General features: G+C 36.8%; 16 protein-coding genes. 2 read left to right on the forward strand and 14 right to left on the reverse strand.

Going from position 1 to position 17,207, the window contains the following annotated elements:
* Positions 1-62 precede the first annotated feature (62 nt).
* Positions 63-722: a YneB family resolvase-like protein gene (locus IEV74_RS12045; RefSeq protein WP_188455618.1), complete on the reverse strand. Its 660-nt coding sequence runs from the start codon at positions 720-722 to the stop codon at positions 63-65.
* Between the two features lie 280 nt (positions 723-1,002).
* Between IEV74_RS12045 and lexA the strand changes: the two genes are divergently transcribed.
* Complete coding sequence (lexA, locus tag IEV74_RS12050) at positions 1,003-1,626, forward strand: transcriptional repressor LexA (RefSeq protein WP_188455619.1); 624 nt, start codon at positions 1,003-1,005, stop codon at positions 1,624-1,626.
* 195 nt (positions 1,627-1,821) lie between these two features.
* A complete protein-coding gene (locus IEV74_RS12055; RefSeq protein WP_188455620.1) occupies positions 1,822-2,133 on the forward strand; it encodes a hypothetical protein in 312 nt (103 codons plus the stop codon).
* A gap of 241 nt (positions 2,134-2,374) precedes the next feature.
* Here IEV74_RS12055 and glnA read toward each other — a convergent pair whose 3' ends face one another.
* The 13 genes from glnA to miaB form a co-directional block, all read right to left on the reverse strand.
* Positions 2,375-3,712, reverse strand: coding sequence for a type I glutamate--ammonia ligase (gene glnA, locus IEV74_RS12060; RefSeq protein WP_188455621.1), 1,338 nt, complete (start codon positions 3,710-3,712; stop codon positions 2,375-2,377).
* 29 nt (positions 3,713-3,741) lie between these two features.
* Positions 3,742-4,140 (reverse strand): MerR family transcriptional regulator, encoded by a 399-nt coding sequence (locus IEV74_RS12065; RefSeq protein ID WP_188455622.1) that lies wholly within the window; start codon positions 4,138-4,140, stop codon positions 3,742-3,744.
* A gap of 182 nt (positions 4,141-4,322) precedes the next feature.
* Entirely contained in the window at positions 4,323-5,567 is a 1,245-nt protein-coding gene (locus IEV74_RS12070; RefSeq protein WP_188455623.1) for a methionine gamma-lyase family protein, read from the reverse strand.
* 7 nt (positions 5,568-5,574) lie between these two features.
* Positions 5,575-6,810 carry a GTPase HflX gene (gene hflX, locus IEV74_RS12075; RefSeq protein WP_188455624.1) on the reverse strand — a complete coding sequence of 412 codons (1,236 nt, stop codon included), beginning with the start codon at positions 6,808-6,810 and terminating at the stop codon, positions 5,575-5,577.
* Between the two features lie 73 nt (positions 6,811-6,883).
* On the reverse strand, positions 6,884-7,801 hold the full coding sequence (gene spoVK / locus IEV74_RS12080; protein ID WP_373284339.1) for a stage V sporulation protein K: 918 nt from the start codon (positions 7,799-7,801) through the stop codon (positions 6,884-6,886).
* Positions 7,802-7,931: 130 nt separating this feature from the next.
* The gene (gene hfq / locus IEV74_RS12085) at positions 7,932-8,156 is read right to left on the reverse strand and encodes an RNA chaperone Hfq (RefSeq protein WP_099158179.1); all 225 of its coding nucleotides are present in this window, start codon (positions 8,154-8,156) and stop codon (positions 7,932-7,934) included.
* Positions 8,157-8,196: 40 nt separating this feature from the next.
* The gene (gene miaA / locus IEV74_RS12090; protein ID WP_188455626.1) at positions 8,197-9,132 is read right to left on the reverse strand and encodes a tRNA (adenosine(37)-N6)-dimethylallyltransferase MiaA; all 936 of its coding nucleotides are present in this window, start codon (positions 9,130-9,132) and stop codon (positions 8,197-8,199) included.
* Positions 9,133-9,157: 25 nt separating this feature from the next.
* Positions 9,158-9,607 carry a Dps family protein gene (locus IEV74_RS12095; RefSeq protein ID WP_188455627.1) on the reverse strand — a complete coding sequence of 150 codons (450 nt, stop codon included), beginning with the start codon at positions 9,605-9,607 and terminating at the stop codon, positions 9,158-9,160.
* Between the two features lie 57 nt (positions 9,608-9,664).
* Entirely contained in the window at positions 9,665-11,518 is a 1,854-nt protein-coding gene (gene mutL, locus IEV74_RS12100; RefSeq protein WP_188455628.1) for a DNA mismatch repair endonuclease MutL, read from the reverse strand.
* A gap of 126 nt (positions 11,519-11,644) precedes the next feature.
* Positions 11,645-14,221 carry a DNA mismatch repair protein MutS gene (mutS, locus tag IEV74_RS12105; protein WP_188455629.1) on the reverse strand — a complete coding sequence of 859 codons (2,577 nt, stop codon included), beginning with the start codon at positions 14,219-14,221 and terminating at the stop codon, positions 11,645-11,647.
* Between the two features lie 133 nt (positions 14,222-14,354).
* A complete protein-coding gene (cotE, locus tag IEV74_RS12110; RefSeq protein ID WP_188455630.1) occupies positions 14,355-14,924 on the reverse strand; it encodes an outer spore coat protein CotE in 570 nt (189 codons plus the stop codon).
* 209 nt (positions 14,925-15,133) lie between these two features.
* Positions 15,134-15,562 (reverse strand): YlbF/YmcA family competence regulator, encoded by a 429-nt coding sequence (locus IEV74_RS12115; RefSeq protein ID WP_188455631.1) that lies wholly within the window; start codon positions 15,560-15,562, stop codon positions 15,134-15,136.
* Between the two features lies 1 nt (position 15,563).
* Entirely contained in the window at positions 15,564-17,132 is a 1,569-nt protein-coding gene (gene miaB, locus IEV74_RS12120) for a tRNA (N6-isopentenyl adenosine(37)-C2)-methylthiotransferase MiaB (RefSeq protein WP_188455632.1), read from the reverse strand.
* Between the last annotated feature and the right edge of the window lie 75 nt (positions 17,133-17,207).

The raw sequence follows: 17,207 nt of genomic DNA on the forward strand, positions 1-17,207 counted from the left end.
AAAGTTACCTCCTAAACAATAGAAAAAAGCAAGAACAATTATAGTGTTCTTGCTAATCTATATTACCTTTCCTCTGTGTTAGATTCAAGGATTATATATTCCTGATATCTTCGGTGCACGGTTGCCTTAGAGATGGCGTAACCCATGCCATTTAGTGTCCTGGCAATTTCAGAAAATGTCAGATTTTTGCCTCTTAGTTGAATAACTTCATCTATAGGAAATGATTTTCTTTCTCTTCCAGGTGCTTTATTTCGGTTTGATAAGTTTTGACTTGGATCATAGCCGTCAAGGACAGCCTTCCTCATTCCCCGTTTGATTTTAGCATTGTGGATTCTGCGCTGATACTCTTCTACAACGCTCACAATTTGCAGAACCATCGAATCCGATTCTGACAATTCAAGTTTCCCGTCATGTATCGCTGTATAAATTGAAATATTTAATTTCTGCATTTGGTGAAATAAGGCAATTTTAGTATTTCCCCTGCCCAATCTAGTTTCATCTTGAATAAGTAGACATTCTGCTTTTTTTAACGAAAAATAATCCAGCATCCGAAAAATACCTTCACGGTCCACGTCGTAACCGCTAGCTTGTTCTTGTATAATATCTACAATCGTAAAGTTGTTGCGCTTTGCTAGGACCGTAAGTTCCTGCTTTTGTCTTGCCAGTGATGTTTCCTGAGTTTTTTTATCCGTACTGACCCTGCAATATATAATAGCTTTCACTTTAGATGCTCCTTAATTAAAACTAAATCTACGCACTTGTAACCATGGAAAAATATAAAAATACTAGTGTGAATACAAACGCAACAAGATAAAATACATCCGTTTTAGTAAGTTTCCCAAACATATTATCAGCCCTTTCCCCATTTAAGAACCTTTGTTCGTATATTATACTATACCGAACAAATGATCTTGTCAACTGTTTTTCGAACGAATGTTTGCTTTTTAACTATTCTAGTGATAAACTATTATTATTAAATCCTATGTGTGAGGTGTTCGTTAAATGACAAAACTCTCCAAAAGACAAGAAATGATTCTTGATTATATTAAAGATCAGGTCAGTAAAAAGGGCTATCCGCCATCGGTAAGGGAAATAGCGGAAGCGGTAGGACTTGCCTCAAGCTCTACCGTTCATGGGCATCTTGCTAGAATTGAAAGTAAGGGCTATATTAGAAGGGACCCGACAAAACCTCGAGCTATAGAAATTTTAGATCTTTCGGATGAAAGTAATATACCGAGGGAAGAAGCAAGGTACGCTCCAGTAATTGGGAAAGTTACAGCTGGTATTCCGATTACCGCTGTTGAAAACATCGAGGAATTTATACCCCTGCCAATTTCAAGTGCTGCCCCAGATGACAACTTGTATGTATTGGTAATTGAAGGGGAAAGTATGATAGAAGCTGGTATTTTGGATGGAGATAAAGTGGTTGTCAAGCAGCAAAGCACAGCACAAAATGGTGATATTGTTGTTGCGATGACCGAAGATGATGAAGCAACGGTAAAACGTTTCTTTAAAGAAAAAGACCACATTCGATTACAGCCGGAAAACGCGACAATGGATCCGCTTATTTTTAAAAACGTGACTATCTTGGGAAAAGTTATTGGGCTTCATCGAACTATTCATTAAATGAAACTGCCATCGTTTTGGCAGTTTTTTTATTTAGATATATTTAACCATGAAGACGAAAAACATGACATATCTTCATTCTTCCGGCTATTTCTTTGTATATTATTATCCGTCTGGCAAATACTTTGAAGAGTAATACAAGTGAATCTTTTATTTTCATCAATTAACCAACAATAGTTAGGGCTGAAATCTGTTATGGAATTTCCAGTTATTCATACAAATTTTTGGGACGGGGTAATTGCTGTTCCGCTAATAGTTATCATCACGCAGTTGTTTAAAATATTCCCGATACCCCGCCAGTATTTTCCAACAATTGCTACGATACTAGGATTTTCAATTTCTATATTTTATAGCCATAGGCATGATTTGTGGGCTGGTTTTTTTATGGGTGGTTTTTATAGTGCAGCAGCTGTCGGAACATATTCGTCCTTAAAAACCTCCTGGCAGGTATTTAAAAATAGAAAAAGAAAAAAGCAATCTAATAATCCATCCAGTACTTTATCATGATTGAATAAACTGGCTGAAACACCTTGAAATGATGATTATTTTATGTCTAAAAAAGACTTGGCCATAATAATATGCTGATCACCCATTGTATATCTTCATATCCAAAAACCGGACAAAGATAACAAACGAATCACATACTTTATGGCCAAGAACTTAATACCTTATTTCCTTTTTTGAAGGTTCTTTTTACTAACCTCATTACAAAACCGAATATATTTGTATGCAGACCTAAATTACAAACCTAGTAGCTAGCCAAATACTGCTCTCTTTCCCACGGATGAACAGTGGTACGGAACATATCCCATTCAATTTCTTTTGCCTCGATAAAATGTTCAAATAAATGTTCTCCAAGGGCTTCAATAATGACTTCATCCTTTTGTAATTCTACTAATGCATCCATTAAAGTTGCAGGTAAATCCTTAATTCCATTTTTCTCACGTTCTGCCTTATCCATTACATATATGTTACGATTAACAGGAGTTGGCGGGGTTAATTTATTTTTAACACCGTCCAATCCTGCCGCAAGTAATACTGCCATCGCCATATATGGATTAGCTGCAGGATCTACACTTCTCGCTTCAATACGAGTACTCAAACCTCTTGAATACGGAATACGGATTAAAGGACTTCTGTTTGTGCCGGACCAGGCTACATAACACGGCGCCTCGTAACCAGGTACAAGACGTTTATACGAATTAACGGTTGGATTTGTAACTGCAGTAAAATTAGTAGCATGTTTGATTACCCCAGCGGTAAACTGATATGCCACATCACTTAATTGCATTTCGCCATTTGGGTCAAAGAACTTATTTTCCCCATCCTGAAAAAGTGACATATTTACGTGCATTCCTGAACCGTTTACACCAAATAATGGTTTTGGCATAAAGGTGGCATGTAAATTATGTTTTCTCGCAATTGTTTTTACTACTAATTTAAATGTTTGAATATCATCAGCATGCTTCACGGCATCAGAGTATTTAAAATCAATTTCATGCTGTCCAGGGGCAACTTCATGATGGGAGGCTTCAATTTCAAATCCCATTTCTTCCAGCTCAAGTACGATATCACGACGGCAATTCTCTCCTAAGTCTGTTGGTGCAAGGTCAAAATATCCTCCTTTATCATTAAGCTCTAATGAAGGTTCACCCTTTTCGTCGAGCTTAAATAAGAAGAATTCAGGTTCTGTACCAATATTAAATGCAGTAAATCCCAGCTCTTCCATTTTTTTAAGATTACGTTTCAAATTATAACGCGGACATCCTTCAAATGGGGTTCCATCCGGATTATAAATGTCACAAACAAAACGTGCAACTTTACCCTTATCAGATGTCCACGGAAATACAACAAACGTATCTAAATCAGGGTACAAGTACATATCTGATTCTTCAATGCGGACAAAGCCTTCAATCGAGGAGCCATCAAACATCATCTTATTGTCCAATGCCTTTTCCAATTGACTTAAAGGGATCTCGACATTTTTGATTGTTCCAAGCATGTCAGTGAATTGCAAGCGAATAAACCGAACATTTTCCTCCTCAATCTTTTTGTAGATTGCCTCTTTTGATAATTTTAAGCTCATCTTTTTTCCTCCCAAATAGTATTTTTATGTTATTGGAAAAACCTAGATAATTCACCTTGCCTTAAACTAGATTTCCCCATTCTTCCGGCTTCATATAATTCATTTTTCAGCATTTTTCGCAGATCTTTATCAGATAATATAGCAAAATGTTCTTCTTTCTTTTGTTTCTCCATTAGCATATTCTGTTCTTCCATAACTAATAAATGCTTGATTCCAGCTAAATTAATCCCTTTGTCAAGCAGATCTTTTATTTCAAGCAAACGATCAACATCATTAAAAGAAAACAACCGCTGATTTCCCGATGTTCGTTCTGGATTAATAAGGCCATGCTCTTCATAATTCCGAATTTGTCTGGCGGTTAATTCGGTTAATTTCTTAACGATACCAATTGAGAATAAGGGCATAGAACGCCGATCCTGATCGTTCATTTATGTGACCCCCTTCATTTGTAATATCTATATTTTACAATATGTTATGTATACTGTCAAATTAATGTTAAGTTTCCTTACATTAAATACAAAAATAAAAAGAGCAGTCCTGGATAGTTATCCCAAAAGTTAATTTACTACCTTCACTTTTGGGAGTTGATACCCTTCTGCTCTTTGTTACCCTATTTTATATTCAAATAACCATTTTCAACCAAGTTGTTTATTGATTCTTGTAAAGCAATTTTTACATGCTCATACGTTAAACCACCTTGAACAAATGCTGTAAACGGCTCACGGATTGGTCCGTCAGCTGTTAACTCAAGGCTTGCTCCTTGGATAAATGTACCTGCAGCCATAATCACTTCATCCTCATATCCCGGCATTTCACTCGGATATGGTGTAACAAATGAATTGATCGGTGAATTTTGTTGAATCGTTTGACAAAAGGTGATCATTTGTTCTGCGTTTTCAAATATAACGGATTGAATTAAGTCTGTCCTTTTTTCTTGATAATGCGGGGTTGTTTTTAAACCGGCCAATTCCAATAATCTGGCCGTAAATACTGCCCCTTTTAATGCCTCGCCAACAACATGCGGAGCTAAAAAGAAACCTTGATACATTTCCGTGAGCATATGTAATGTAGCCCCTGTTTCCTTCCCTAAACCCGGAGCAGTCAGACGATGTGCACATTTGCTAACAAGATCTTTTCGTCCAACAATATATCCTCCAGCACGAACGATACCGCCCCCTGGATTCTTAATAAGTGAACCCGCTATAATATCCGCACCAACATGCAATGGCTCCTTTTTTTCCACAAATTCACCGTAACAGTTATCAACAAAAATAATTAAATCCTTGTTAATCTTTCTAATAAAACTAATTACCTTTTCAATTTCTGAAATAGAAAACGATGGTCTGTCGTCATAGCCCTTGGAGCGTTGAATACCAATTACTTTTGTTTTTTCCGTAATTAATTTCTGAACTAACCTATAATTTATCGAACCATCCGGCAACAATTCTGCCTCGTTATAACCTATTCCAAAATCCATTAATGATCCAGTATTATGGCCACGTTTACCAATAACAGATTCCAATGTATCGTAAGGCTTTCCTGTAATGTACAGTAATTCATCGTTTGGACGCAGCAAACCAAATAATGCTGTAGATATTGCATGTGTTCCAGAAACGATTTGCGGCCTGACTAACGCATCTTCTCCCCCAAACACATCTGCATAGACGGATTCAAGCGTTTCTCTGCCATAATCATCATATCCATATCCTGTTGTTGTATTAAAATGACTATCACTGACCCGATTACGCTTAAATGCTTCTAAGACACGTTTTTGATTCATTTCGACAATTTTACCTATTTTATTGTGAAGCTGTTTACAATCTGCTTCTGCTTGATGTACATAGTGATCAATCATTCCCGCTTTAATTCCCCTTTAGCTTGCTTGTTAAAGGATGTTCATTCCTTATATAGCCCTTTATTTTGTATATTGCTTGATCTTCATCAAAATATCTTTCTTCCATAATTGTTTCGTTTTCGAAACGATTTAATAATTTTCCTTTATCTGGACTAACTTTCGTACTATACCGACTCCATTCTTCCTTTAAAATCATTTCAATCTTTACTAATAATCTGCTGATATCCTGCTGATCAAATGCACTTATTTGAATGGATGGATGATTAGCAGGAAAGAAATCCTCGGTTAATTTATCCAATTTATTATACACTGTCAATGAAGGAATCATATTTGCATCTAATTCCTCCAATAGACTAGTAACTGTATCCTGTTGCTGTACCTGGTCCGGATGTGATGCATCTACAACATGTAAAATAAAATCTGCTTCTGTAACCTCTTCTAATGTGGAACGAAATGCAGCAATCAGCGTAGTTGGCAAATCTTGAAGAAAACCAACTGTATCTGTAAGCAGTGGTTGGAATCCTGATGGTAATTGAATTTGTCTTGTGAGTGGATCGAGTGTTGCAAACAATTGATCCTCTTCAAGTGAATGACTTTTTGTAATTCGATTGAATAATGTGGATTTTCCAGCGTTGGTATACCCAACAATCGCGATTTGAAATACATTATTTGTTTTTCTTCGTTTGCGATATTGCTCGCGCTGACTGACAGCTATTTTTAATCTGCGTTTAATATCATATATTTTACGTCTAATATGGCGCTGATCAGTTTCCAATTTTGTTTCTCCTGGTCCACGTGTGCCGATACCTGCACCTAACCGGGATAATGCTAACCCCTTACCGCGGAGTCTCGGGAGCATATATTCCAATTGTGCAAGTTCAACCTGAAGTTTACCTTCTTTTGTATGTGCGCGCTGAGCGAAAATGTCTAAAATCAACTGGCTGCGATCAATTATCCGGACTCCTAAACGATCACTTAGGTTTCGCAATTGACCAGCAGACAATTCATCATTTGCAATAATTAAATCAATCTCCATCTCCTGTACATATCGTGCAGTCTCCTCAATCTTTCCCTCACCGATATAATGTGCATGATGAATCCGTTCCCTTTTCTGTGTAACAACCTTTAGCACTGTCCCTCCCGCCGTATTGCTCAGGGACTTTATTTCTTCTACAGATGAATGAAAATGTGCGCTAGTTTGTTCTTGTTTTTCCACTGCTATGACCACTATTTTTTCTGTCATGAATCGATTACCTCTTTCTTTTCTGTCAGCATGCCTATATCATAGCAAAGAAAAAACCTTACCACAAAAAACTTTATGACTCACTAAAGCTTAAATCATCTCCAATAATTTTCATCAAGTCTTCAGGTGAATACTGTTCTTTCTTAATTAAACGTACTGCATGCCTTCTTATCGTATGTTCGATAACATTCCTAACATACCGAGCATTAGCAAAATTCCGCTCCTGCTCACGCAGCTTTCTGTATAAATGCTCTTGTAATTTCCACTCCGCTTCCGTCGTTAATTGATATTCCTTTAACGCGACCATTTGCTTAGCAATATCCATTAATTGACTGACATCATAATTTTGAAAATCTAAGATGAATGGGAATCTGGACTTCAAACCAGGATTTAATAATAGGAATCTATCCATTTCATATGGATAGCCTGCTAAAATTAATACAAAATCGTTTTGGCTATCCTCCATATGTTTTACTAATGTATCAATTGCTTCCTTGCCAAAATCTTTTTCTCCGCCACGGGCTAATGAGTATGCCTCATCAATAAATAATACACCACCCATTGCCTTTTGAATAACTGCACGGGTCTTCTGTGCGGTCTGACCAATATATTCACCAACTAAATCCGCTCGTTCAGCTTCTATTAGATGGCCCTTCGACAGTATTTCCATATCGAAATACATTTTAGCAAGCTTTCTGGCAACAGTTGTTTTACCTGTTCCGGGATTTCCTTTAAACAACATGTGAAGCACCTGTTTTGAACAGCTTAGCCCCATCTGTTTTCTTCGTTCATTTATTACGATCGTAGCATATATCTCCTTTATAGTTTGTTTTAGGTTTTCCATACCTATGAATGATGAGAATTCTTGATCAATGTGCATGAATGGACCACTATTGACACGTTTTTTGTCGGTTTCATGTTTTGCAATATTTTTATCATGCAAAACGATATTTATTTTCCCATTTTTATTGCGAACCATTTGCGATTCCACTTCATCACCCCTTCAGCAATCATAGTATACGTGATAAACTATAAAGGTGTGACAAACGCCCATGGGACAGAAGGCAGAATTTGGAGATAGACATGTAAAAACGGATACCCCATGGTACCCGTTATGAGTTTTACTCTTTATCGAGTGATACATTTTTAACTGGTGCAAATGTAGAAATTGCGTGCTTGAAAATAAGTTGTTGTTTCCCATCTGTTTCTAATAATACAGTGAAATTATCGAATGCTTTTACGATTCCCCTTAATTGGAACCCGTTGGTTAAAAACACCGTGACAGAGATGTGATCCTTTCGGAGCTGATTTAAATATTGATCCTGAATGTTCACTGATTGCGCCATTGCACTTCCTCCTCTTTTCTATCTGTATATATATTTATTTCTACTTTTCTTCTAACATTCCTGCTAAATCTTCTAAAATGTTTTGAATTTTTTCATTAATCGTCGAAGGAGTCAGCGAATACCAATTCACATTCATTTTATTTTTAAACCAAGTATACTGTCGCTTCGCATACCTTCTAGAATTCTGCTTTAACTGCTCAATGGACATATCTAAGCCTTGTTCACCATTGAAATAAGGAATAAACTCTTTATATCCAATTGCGCTAATCGATTGACTATCTGCAAAACCACGGTTGTACAGAGTTTTAACTTCGTCTAATAATCCATTCTCCATCATTCTATCAATGCGTTCATTAATTCTATCATACAGAAGTTTCCGATCCATCTCCAATCCTATAAAAATAGGGTTGTAAGGCGAATCTTTGGTCTGGCTTTCCTGGTATTCGCTCATTGTCATTCCAGTTGTTTCATAGATTTCAATTGCGCGAATTAGCCGTCTATGATTGTTGGGATGAATTTTACCAGCTTGTACAGGATCTATTTCGTTTAGATAATTGTAAAGTGGCACAGGTCCCTCGATAGCAATCTGTTCCTCCAGCTGTTTTGATAGCAGAATATCACGTTTTTGTCCTGAAAAATGATAATTATATAAAGCCGCTTGAATATATAAACCACTTCCCCCAGCGATTATCGGGAGGTGCTTGTTCTCGGTAATGACATCAATATATTTCTGTACATAATGCTGAAAATCTGCAACTGAAAATTCTTCATCGGGTTCTTTAATGTCCAGCATATAATGTGGGATCCCTTGCATTTCTTCAATAGTAATTTTAGCTGTACCTATATCCATTCCCTTATATACTTGCATTGAATCCCCGCTAATAATTTCACCATTAAATGCTTTGGCAATTTCAATACTCAGCCGCGTCTTTCCTACTGCGGTTGGTCCAACAATCACAATGACAGTTTTCTTCATCATTATTCCCCTAATTTATAAAGTTTTATTCATATGCACGATATGCATGCAGCATCCAAACATATTTTTCTAATTTTCTTTGGATGGCTATTAACAAATCTGTCGTCGGTTCATCATTATACTCTGCCGCTAAGGCATAACCATCGTTCCGTATCTCTTCAATAATTTGTTTATAATCCTTCGTTAACTGCTCAATCATTTCCTGTTCTTTATCATCAGCATTTGCTTCCGTCAATGTTGCTTCTTTTAAGTACTTAACCATTGTAGCAAGTGGTTTCCCGTCAATCATTAATATACGTTCTGCTATTTCGTCAAGGTCAGCAGCAGCCATTGTGTACATTTCCTCAAATTTCTCATGTAATTGAAAAAATTGTCTTCCTTGAACAAACCAGTGATACCGATGCAGCTTTACATATAGCACAAAATAATTAGACAATAGTTGATTTAAAAAGTTTATTAACCGCTGATTATTCATAAACATACACCTCGCATTTTTAATAGCATTTACGAGGTGTATGTCAATTATACATATTTACATGACGCGCTTAAACATCTTCTCCAATTCATAGGAAGAGAAATGTACAATGATCGGTCTTCCGTGCGGGCATGTAAAGGGATCTGTTGTGGATCGTAAATCTTCCAGCAAGCGAAACATATCATCTTGGTTTAGATAATGATTGGCTTTAATTGATCGTTTACATGACATTAATATTGCTGCATCTTCCCTTATTGCTTCAATATCAATTCGTTCTTCCCCCATAATTTGTGCTATCATTTCGCGAATGACTTCTTCTTCAAATCCTTGCGGAAACCAATTGGGGTATGAACGGATAATATAGGACTGATTCCCGAATGGTTCAAAAAAGAGGCCGACCTTTTCTAATTCTTCTTTGTATTGTTCTATGAAAATGGCTTCTTGTTTTGAAAAATCGAATGTCATCGGAATGAGTAATGCCTGTGACTCGTTAGTAGTTTTACCAAGTTTTTGTTTAAAGTACTCGTATTTCACCCGTTCTTGGGCAGCATGTTGATCGATCATGTACAGTCCATTTTCATTTTGAGCCATAATGTATGTCCCGTGTAATTGACCAATTGGGTACATGGCAGGTACACGCGGTGCATCTATTTTCTCCGGTTGTTCCTGGCTTTCAACTTCCGTGAATGTTTCAGGTTGACCCGTATCTGATAACACATCCTGCAGTTCCTCTTTTGTAACTTTATCGTTTGGAAAATCGTTTTGATTAAACGGTAATTGATACTCGTTTATCCGTTTATCGGAATTCCAGTTTATTGTCGGTGTTTTCTTAGGTGTATTATCAAAATCCATTGTATTCTGGATGGATTTATTTGCAGAACTTTGATTCAGATTCCCCTGCTCCTTTTGTTCCATTTCTGGAATTAACGTGATCTCCCTGAACGCGCTGCGAATTGTGTCCTCTATAGCACTAAACAATTCTTTATCTTTACTGAAGCGAACTTCAAGCTTAGTTGGGTGTACATTTACGTCAACTAAAATTGGATCCATTTCTATTGAGATAACTGCAATTGGAAGCCTTCCTATTGGCAACAGTGTATGGTATCCCCTAATAATCGCTTGCGATAATGGGACGCTTTTTATATATCTGCCGTTAATAATAGTAGAAATATAATTACGAGATGCACGTGTGGTTTCTGGTTTTGCGATATATCCCTTTATCGAAAAATCAAGTGTTTCATGCTTGATTGGGATCATTTTTCTTGCCACGCTCATTCCATAAACATGCGATATGACCTGTAATAAATCCCCGCTGCCTGATGTTTTAAAAAGCTGTTTTTCATTATGCGTTGCTTCAATGCGAATGGTTGGATGTGAAAGCGCTATACGATTTAACAGGTCGGTAATGTGCCCTAACTCGGTATGAATCGTTTTCATATACTTTAGCCTTGCTGGTGTATTGAAAAATAAATCGTCAACTTGTATTTCTGAACCTTTTCGCGCGTCACTTTTGCCCCTTTCAATAACGCTGCCGCCTTCCATTTGAAGAAAAGTTCCGGCATTGTTACCTTGCGAAGTTTTAACCGTTACCCGACTTACCGCCGCAATACTAGCTAGTGCTTCACCACGAAATCCAAGCGTTTTTACGTGAAATAAATCTGATTCATTTTTTATTTTACTAGTTGCATGCCGTAAAAAAGCTGTTTCACAGTCTTCTTCCGCCATTCCATCTCCATCATCTGAAATTTTAATCTGCTGAAGACCTGCTTCCGACAAATCAATCTTTATCCAAGTACTATTTGCATCAATACTGTTTTCGATTAATTCTTTTACAACTGATGCAGGACGTTCGACTACCTCTCCTGCCGCAATTTTGTTTGCAAGTGCATCAGACATTTGAACTATTTTCATAGAAAACGACCCTTTCTATTTGAGGCTATATCCAGACATAATCAGGGGCATTTCGAACGTAAAATCCCCTATTCTAAAGTCTTTTATCTATTCGTTTCCCCTGTACAGGCGCCACCACTTTGAACATTATTTTGTAAGCTTTTGTAAACGATATAGTTCATTCATTGCTTGCAGTGGTGTCATATCGAATAAATCCAAATTCTCTAATTCCTTTATTACCTTGGAATCAGAATTCTTCACTTTCTTCTTATCTTCCGCTTTTTCTTCCTCAACGAAGAATGATAGTTGTGCCGTTTCATCATAGTCAGAAACTGTATTATTCTTACTATCTTTATTTTCAAGTTCATTTAAAATTGTATTTGCCCGTTCAATTAATTGTTCAGGAAGATTTGCCAGCTTGGCTACATGAATTCCGTAACTTTCATCCGCTGCTCCATCATTAATTTGATGCAAAAATACTACATTTCCTTCAAATTCTTCTGCTCTAACATGAACGTTCTTTAATTTGTTTAATGAATTTTCGAGTGCGGTCAATTCATGATAGTGTGTTGAGAATAACGTTTTCGCTTGAATATTGTTGTGAATGTATTCTACTATCGCCTGTGCTAATGCCATACCATCATATGTGCTTGTTCCTCTGCCAATCTCATCAAGCAGTATTAAACTCTTCTCCGTTGCATTAGCAATAGCATGATTTGCCTCAAGCATTTCCACCATAAATGTACTTTGACCGGAAACTAAATCATCTGCTGCACCAATTCGAGTAAAAATTTGATCGAAAATAAGAAGCTCAGCATGCTCACACGGTACGAAACAACCGATTTGACCCATAATGGCGGTTAATGCCAATTGCCTCATATACGTACTTTTACCTGACATATTGGGGCCAGTAATAAGTAATATATCCCTATTGTTATCTAAATGAACATCGTTCGGAACAAACGTCCCATCCTTCATGACTTGTTCAATTACCGGATGTCTGCCGCTTTTAATCGTTAATTCATCTTCTGCAAAACTTGGGCGTTTATAGTTGTTCGCCTCGCTTACAGTTGCAAATGCTTGTAATACATCAATTTTACTAACAACCTCTGCTAATGCCTGTAAAACGGGTATTTGCTCTTTTAATTGTTCCCGAATCTCAATAAATAGATTGTACTCTAATTCCACACTTTTTTCTTCTGCCTCTAAAATAAGCTGTTCTTTCTCTTTTAATTCCGGTGTGATGTACCGTTCTGCATTTGTTAATGTTTGTTTCCGCTCATATTTTCCTTCAGGCAGCAAATGCAAATTAGCTTTTGTAACCTCAATATAATAGCCAAAGACACGGTTATAGCCGATTTTTAACGATTTTATGTTTGTTTCCTGTTTCTCTTTCTGTTCTAATTCAGCAATCCATTGCTTTCCGTTTTTCGATGCATCCCTGTATGTATCTAATGTTTCATTATATCCAGCCTTAATAATAGATCCTTCCTTTACGGAAACTGGTGGATCTTCTACTAAACTAGCTTCTAGTAATGAACCAATCTCTTTTGGCCAAACAAGATTATTAGCCAAATCATTAATTTGCTTATTCCCAAATTGATGTAAAGTATTTTTTATTTCGGGGATTTTTCCCAACGAATGTTTCAGTTGAATCAGGTCACGTGCATTTACATTACCAAAAGCAATTCTGCCTGCGAGCCTCTCTAGGTCATAAACAGACTTTAACGCATCCCTTAATGAATCCCGTTCCATAAAGGATTGATAAAAACCATCAACAATAGTAAGTCTTTTTTCAATCAGATTTTTGTTAATCAGCGGACGCTCCAGCCATTTCTTTAATAGCCTTGACCCCATCGCTGTTACAGTACGATCAAGTACCCATAGCAAACTGCCATGCTTCCCCTTTTTTATGATGGTCTCCGTAAGCTCTAAATTCCTTTTTGAATACATATCAAGGGATAAGAAATTTTTTAATTCAATAACTTTAGCGGGTTGCAAATGATCGAGAGAGCGCTTTTGTGTGTGTTGAATATAATTTAATAAGCGGCTAAATGCTTTCATCAATCGTTCGTCATTTAATTCTCCGCACAAATTACGATATTCCCCATTAAACGTAATTTCATCCTGAAAAGACACCGTTACATTTAACTTTCCGCGTAATTCCTCCTGCCACTTTTCTGGTAAATTTGATGAGACAACGATTTCTTTAATTGGCTGATTATACAACTCGTGAATAACAGCATCCCAGCCATGTGTAACAAATGCGAGACTATTTTCACCAGTCGACAAATCATTGTAAACAATGACATACGATCCATCGTCAAAGTGCGAGAGACTAGCAATATAATTATTTTCTTTTTCGCTAAGCATGTTGCTTTCCATCACCGTTCCAGGTGTGATTAATTGAACAACCTCTCGTTTGACAACACCTTTAGCGGCCTTTGGATCTTCCACTTGCTCGCATATGGCAACTTTATAACCTTTTGCTATTAAGTTTTTTATGTAATTATCTGCTGAATGATATGGTACTCCGCACATTGGAACTGGCTCTTTTGGACCAGCATTTTTTTTCGTTAATGTTATTTCCAATTCACGTGCAGCATTGATTGCATCGTCAAAAAACATTTCATAAAAATCGCCTAAACGGAAAAATAAAAAAGCATCCTGATGATCTGCTTTAATCCTTAAATATTGTTCCATCATTGGTGTGTATTTTGCCATCATTAATCCTCCAACTATACCGTATATATTGTACAATTATAGCATATTTTGCAGAATCAGGGCGACCTGTTAAGATGGCAATCTTATAAATAGATAAAAAAAACTTACGAGAGAATGATCCCTCGTAAGCTTTTTAGTCTTTACCGCTGCTTTCGTTTAAGAAATCCGGATCTACATCACTCAACTCATCATCCGTAATATCAAATCCCCAATCATCGTCATCATCAAATTGGTACCCTTTTGGATCTACCCTTACAGCAATTTTAGTATCACCAATTATTTGAACAACAAATTCACGTTCGATTTCCACTACAATTTTGTGACCCTGATTAGCAATTTTGCATTCTAGACAATTTGGTTGCTGAATCACTTTAGCGATAACATCATAATCATCATTCAAGCAATGGTCATCTTTTACGGATAACGGAATAATATCACAGTAGGTTACCCTTTCTGTTACAACTTCAGTTTTTGTATTGTCATTGTACGAATACCAGATATTAATGTCATAGCTACCATTGACTTCAACAGTATCCTTCGATTTTTTCTTGGCATTATACAAGTGATTTATTACCCAGCAACCAAGAATGCTTGAAGGTCTATGTGACGGTGATATGGAATGAGTTGCTTGCGTGAATTTACGTCCCTTACCACAAACAGCTTTCGTAATGATTTCTCTATATTCTTGATCAAGAAAACTCATAATTACGTATACCTCCTTTTTCTCATAGTCATTTTATGCAAGACAAATACCTAAAGTGCATAGCAATCCCGTGAAAGCATAAGAAGATAAAAATAATTTATTAACAAAGTGTTTGTGGGCACTATTTTTAAAGTAAAAACCAAGCAAGAAAAATATTCCTGCTTGGTTTTTACTTCATATTTAAAACAAAGATTTAGTATTAAAAGTTTTTAATGACCGCATGCAGAGCCATTTTTTACTTTTGATCCAGTCTCCCCCGCTAATACATCGCCACCAGTTGATTCGATAACTTGATTTGTTACTTCTCTGGCAATTGTGCCTGAGACTAGCTGCAGAACATCGTTAACAACAACCTGTATTTCTTTAAACTCCTGCACAACTGGAATTTCATCGATTTCCTCTTGTAAACGATCAATTTCAGTTTCAACCTTTTTCAATGCTTCCGTTTTACCGTAAGCTTGAAAATTTACCGCTTGTTTTTGCAGTGATTTTATACGTGAAATTAATTGTTGTACCTTTTTATTATCATTAATCTTAGCTTCCACTTGTTTAAAACGATCGATTTCTTTTGTATTAGAAAGCATGTCAGCTAATTTTTTTGCTTCATCCAATATTTGTGTGCGTGTATATTCAGCCATATTATTCCACCCCTACTGTATTTTCTACCATTATACCATTCAACGACCATGTTTTCGCTTCTGTTATTTTAACCTCAACAATATGTCCAATTGCTGATTTAGGTCCTTTGAAGTTTACTAATTTGTTCCTCTCAGTATAGCCGGCAAGAACATCAGGATCTTTTTTACTTTCTCCTTCAACAAGAACCTTAACTATTTTGTTGTCATATGTTTTCATAGACTCAGCGGATTGCTTGTTCACAAGGTCATTCAAACGATAAAGACGTTGTTTTTTGACTTCTTCCGGTACATCATCTTTTTTACGTGCTGCTGGTGTACCCTCACGAGGTGAGTAAATAAATGTATACGCAGCTTCAAATCCAACTTCTTCAACAAGTGTCATAGTTTCTTCAAATTGTTCATCCGTTTCATTTGGAAAGCCAACAATAATATCTGTTGTAAGTGTAGCGTTTGGCATAGCTTGACGTATTTTCCGCACCAACTCCAAATACTCTTCACGTGTATATTTCCTATTCATTTTTTTTAATATTTCACTGCTTCCAGACTGTACTGGTAAGTGAATATGATCAAGTAAATTACCGCCTTTTGCAAGTACCTCAATTAAACGATCGTCAAAATCACGAGGATGTGAAGTTGTAAAACGTACACGCGGGATATTGATCATATGAATGTCGTCCATTAGATCTCCCAGACCATAAGTCATATCTTCGAAGTCTTTTCCATATGCATTAACATTTTGTCCGAGCAATGTGACTTCCTGATAGCCCTGCGCTGCTAATTGGCGAACCTCCTGAATAATATCCTCTGGTCTGCGGCTGCGCTCTTTCCCGCGTGTCATCGGAACAATACAATACGTACAGAACTTATCACATCCATACATAATATTTACCCATGCTTTAATTTTTCCTTTGCGGGCTTTGGGAAGGTTTTCAATAATATCTCCTTCTTTAGACCATACCTCAACGACCTTTTCCTTTCCAAACATCGCTTCTTTTACTAATTGGGGCAAACGATGAATGTTATGTGTGCCAAATATTAAATCAACCTGAGGATGTTTTTTCATTATACGATTGACAACAGATTCCTCTTGTGACATACACCCACACACACCCAGTATTAAATCGGGCTTTTCCAATTTTAATGGCTTCAAGTGACCGATCTCACCGAACACCTTATTTTCTGCGTTTTCACGAATAGCACATGTATTTAACAATATAATATCCGCATCATTTGTATCAGAAGTTGATTCATAGCCCATATCTGTTAAGATACCTGCCATTACTTCCGTATCGTGTTCATTCATTTGACAGCCGTATGTACGGATAAGAAACTTCTTCCCTTCACCGATATTCTCCATATCTTCGGGGATGCCAAAATCATAATGGACATTTACTTTATCGCGGCCACGTTTTCTCGCCTTGTTAAGATTGGGTGGTTCGTAAGTTGTTTCAAAGTACTTTGCAAAATCTGCACTTGTTTTTTCACTTAATGGTTTGTCCTGACCGGATTTTTTGTCCGCGGCATCTACCTGTTTTATTTGCGACTGTTCTTTTCGCTGCTGTTCGTTCATAATGAAACTCCTCGTATATTATATTTAGGCCCTTTCATTCAGCCTAGAAATCACACTTGAAAAACCTGCTTTAAG

It is taken from the genome of Virgibacillus oceani (assembly GCF_014638995.1).
In the GTDB taxonomy this organism is placed as follows: Bacteria; Bacillota; Bacilli; order Bacillales; family Amphibacillaceae; genus Virgibacillus_E; species Virgibacillus_E oceani.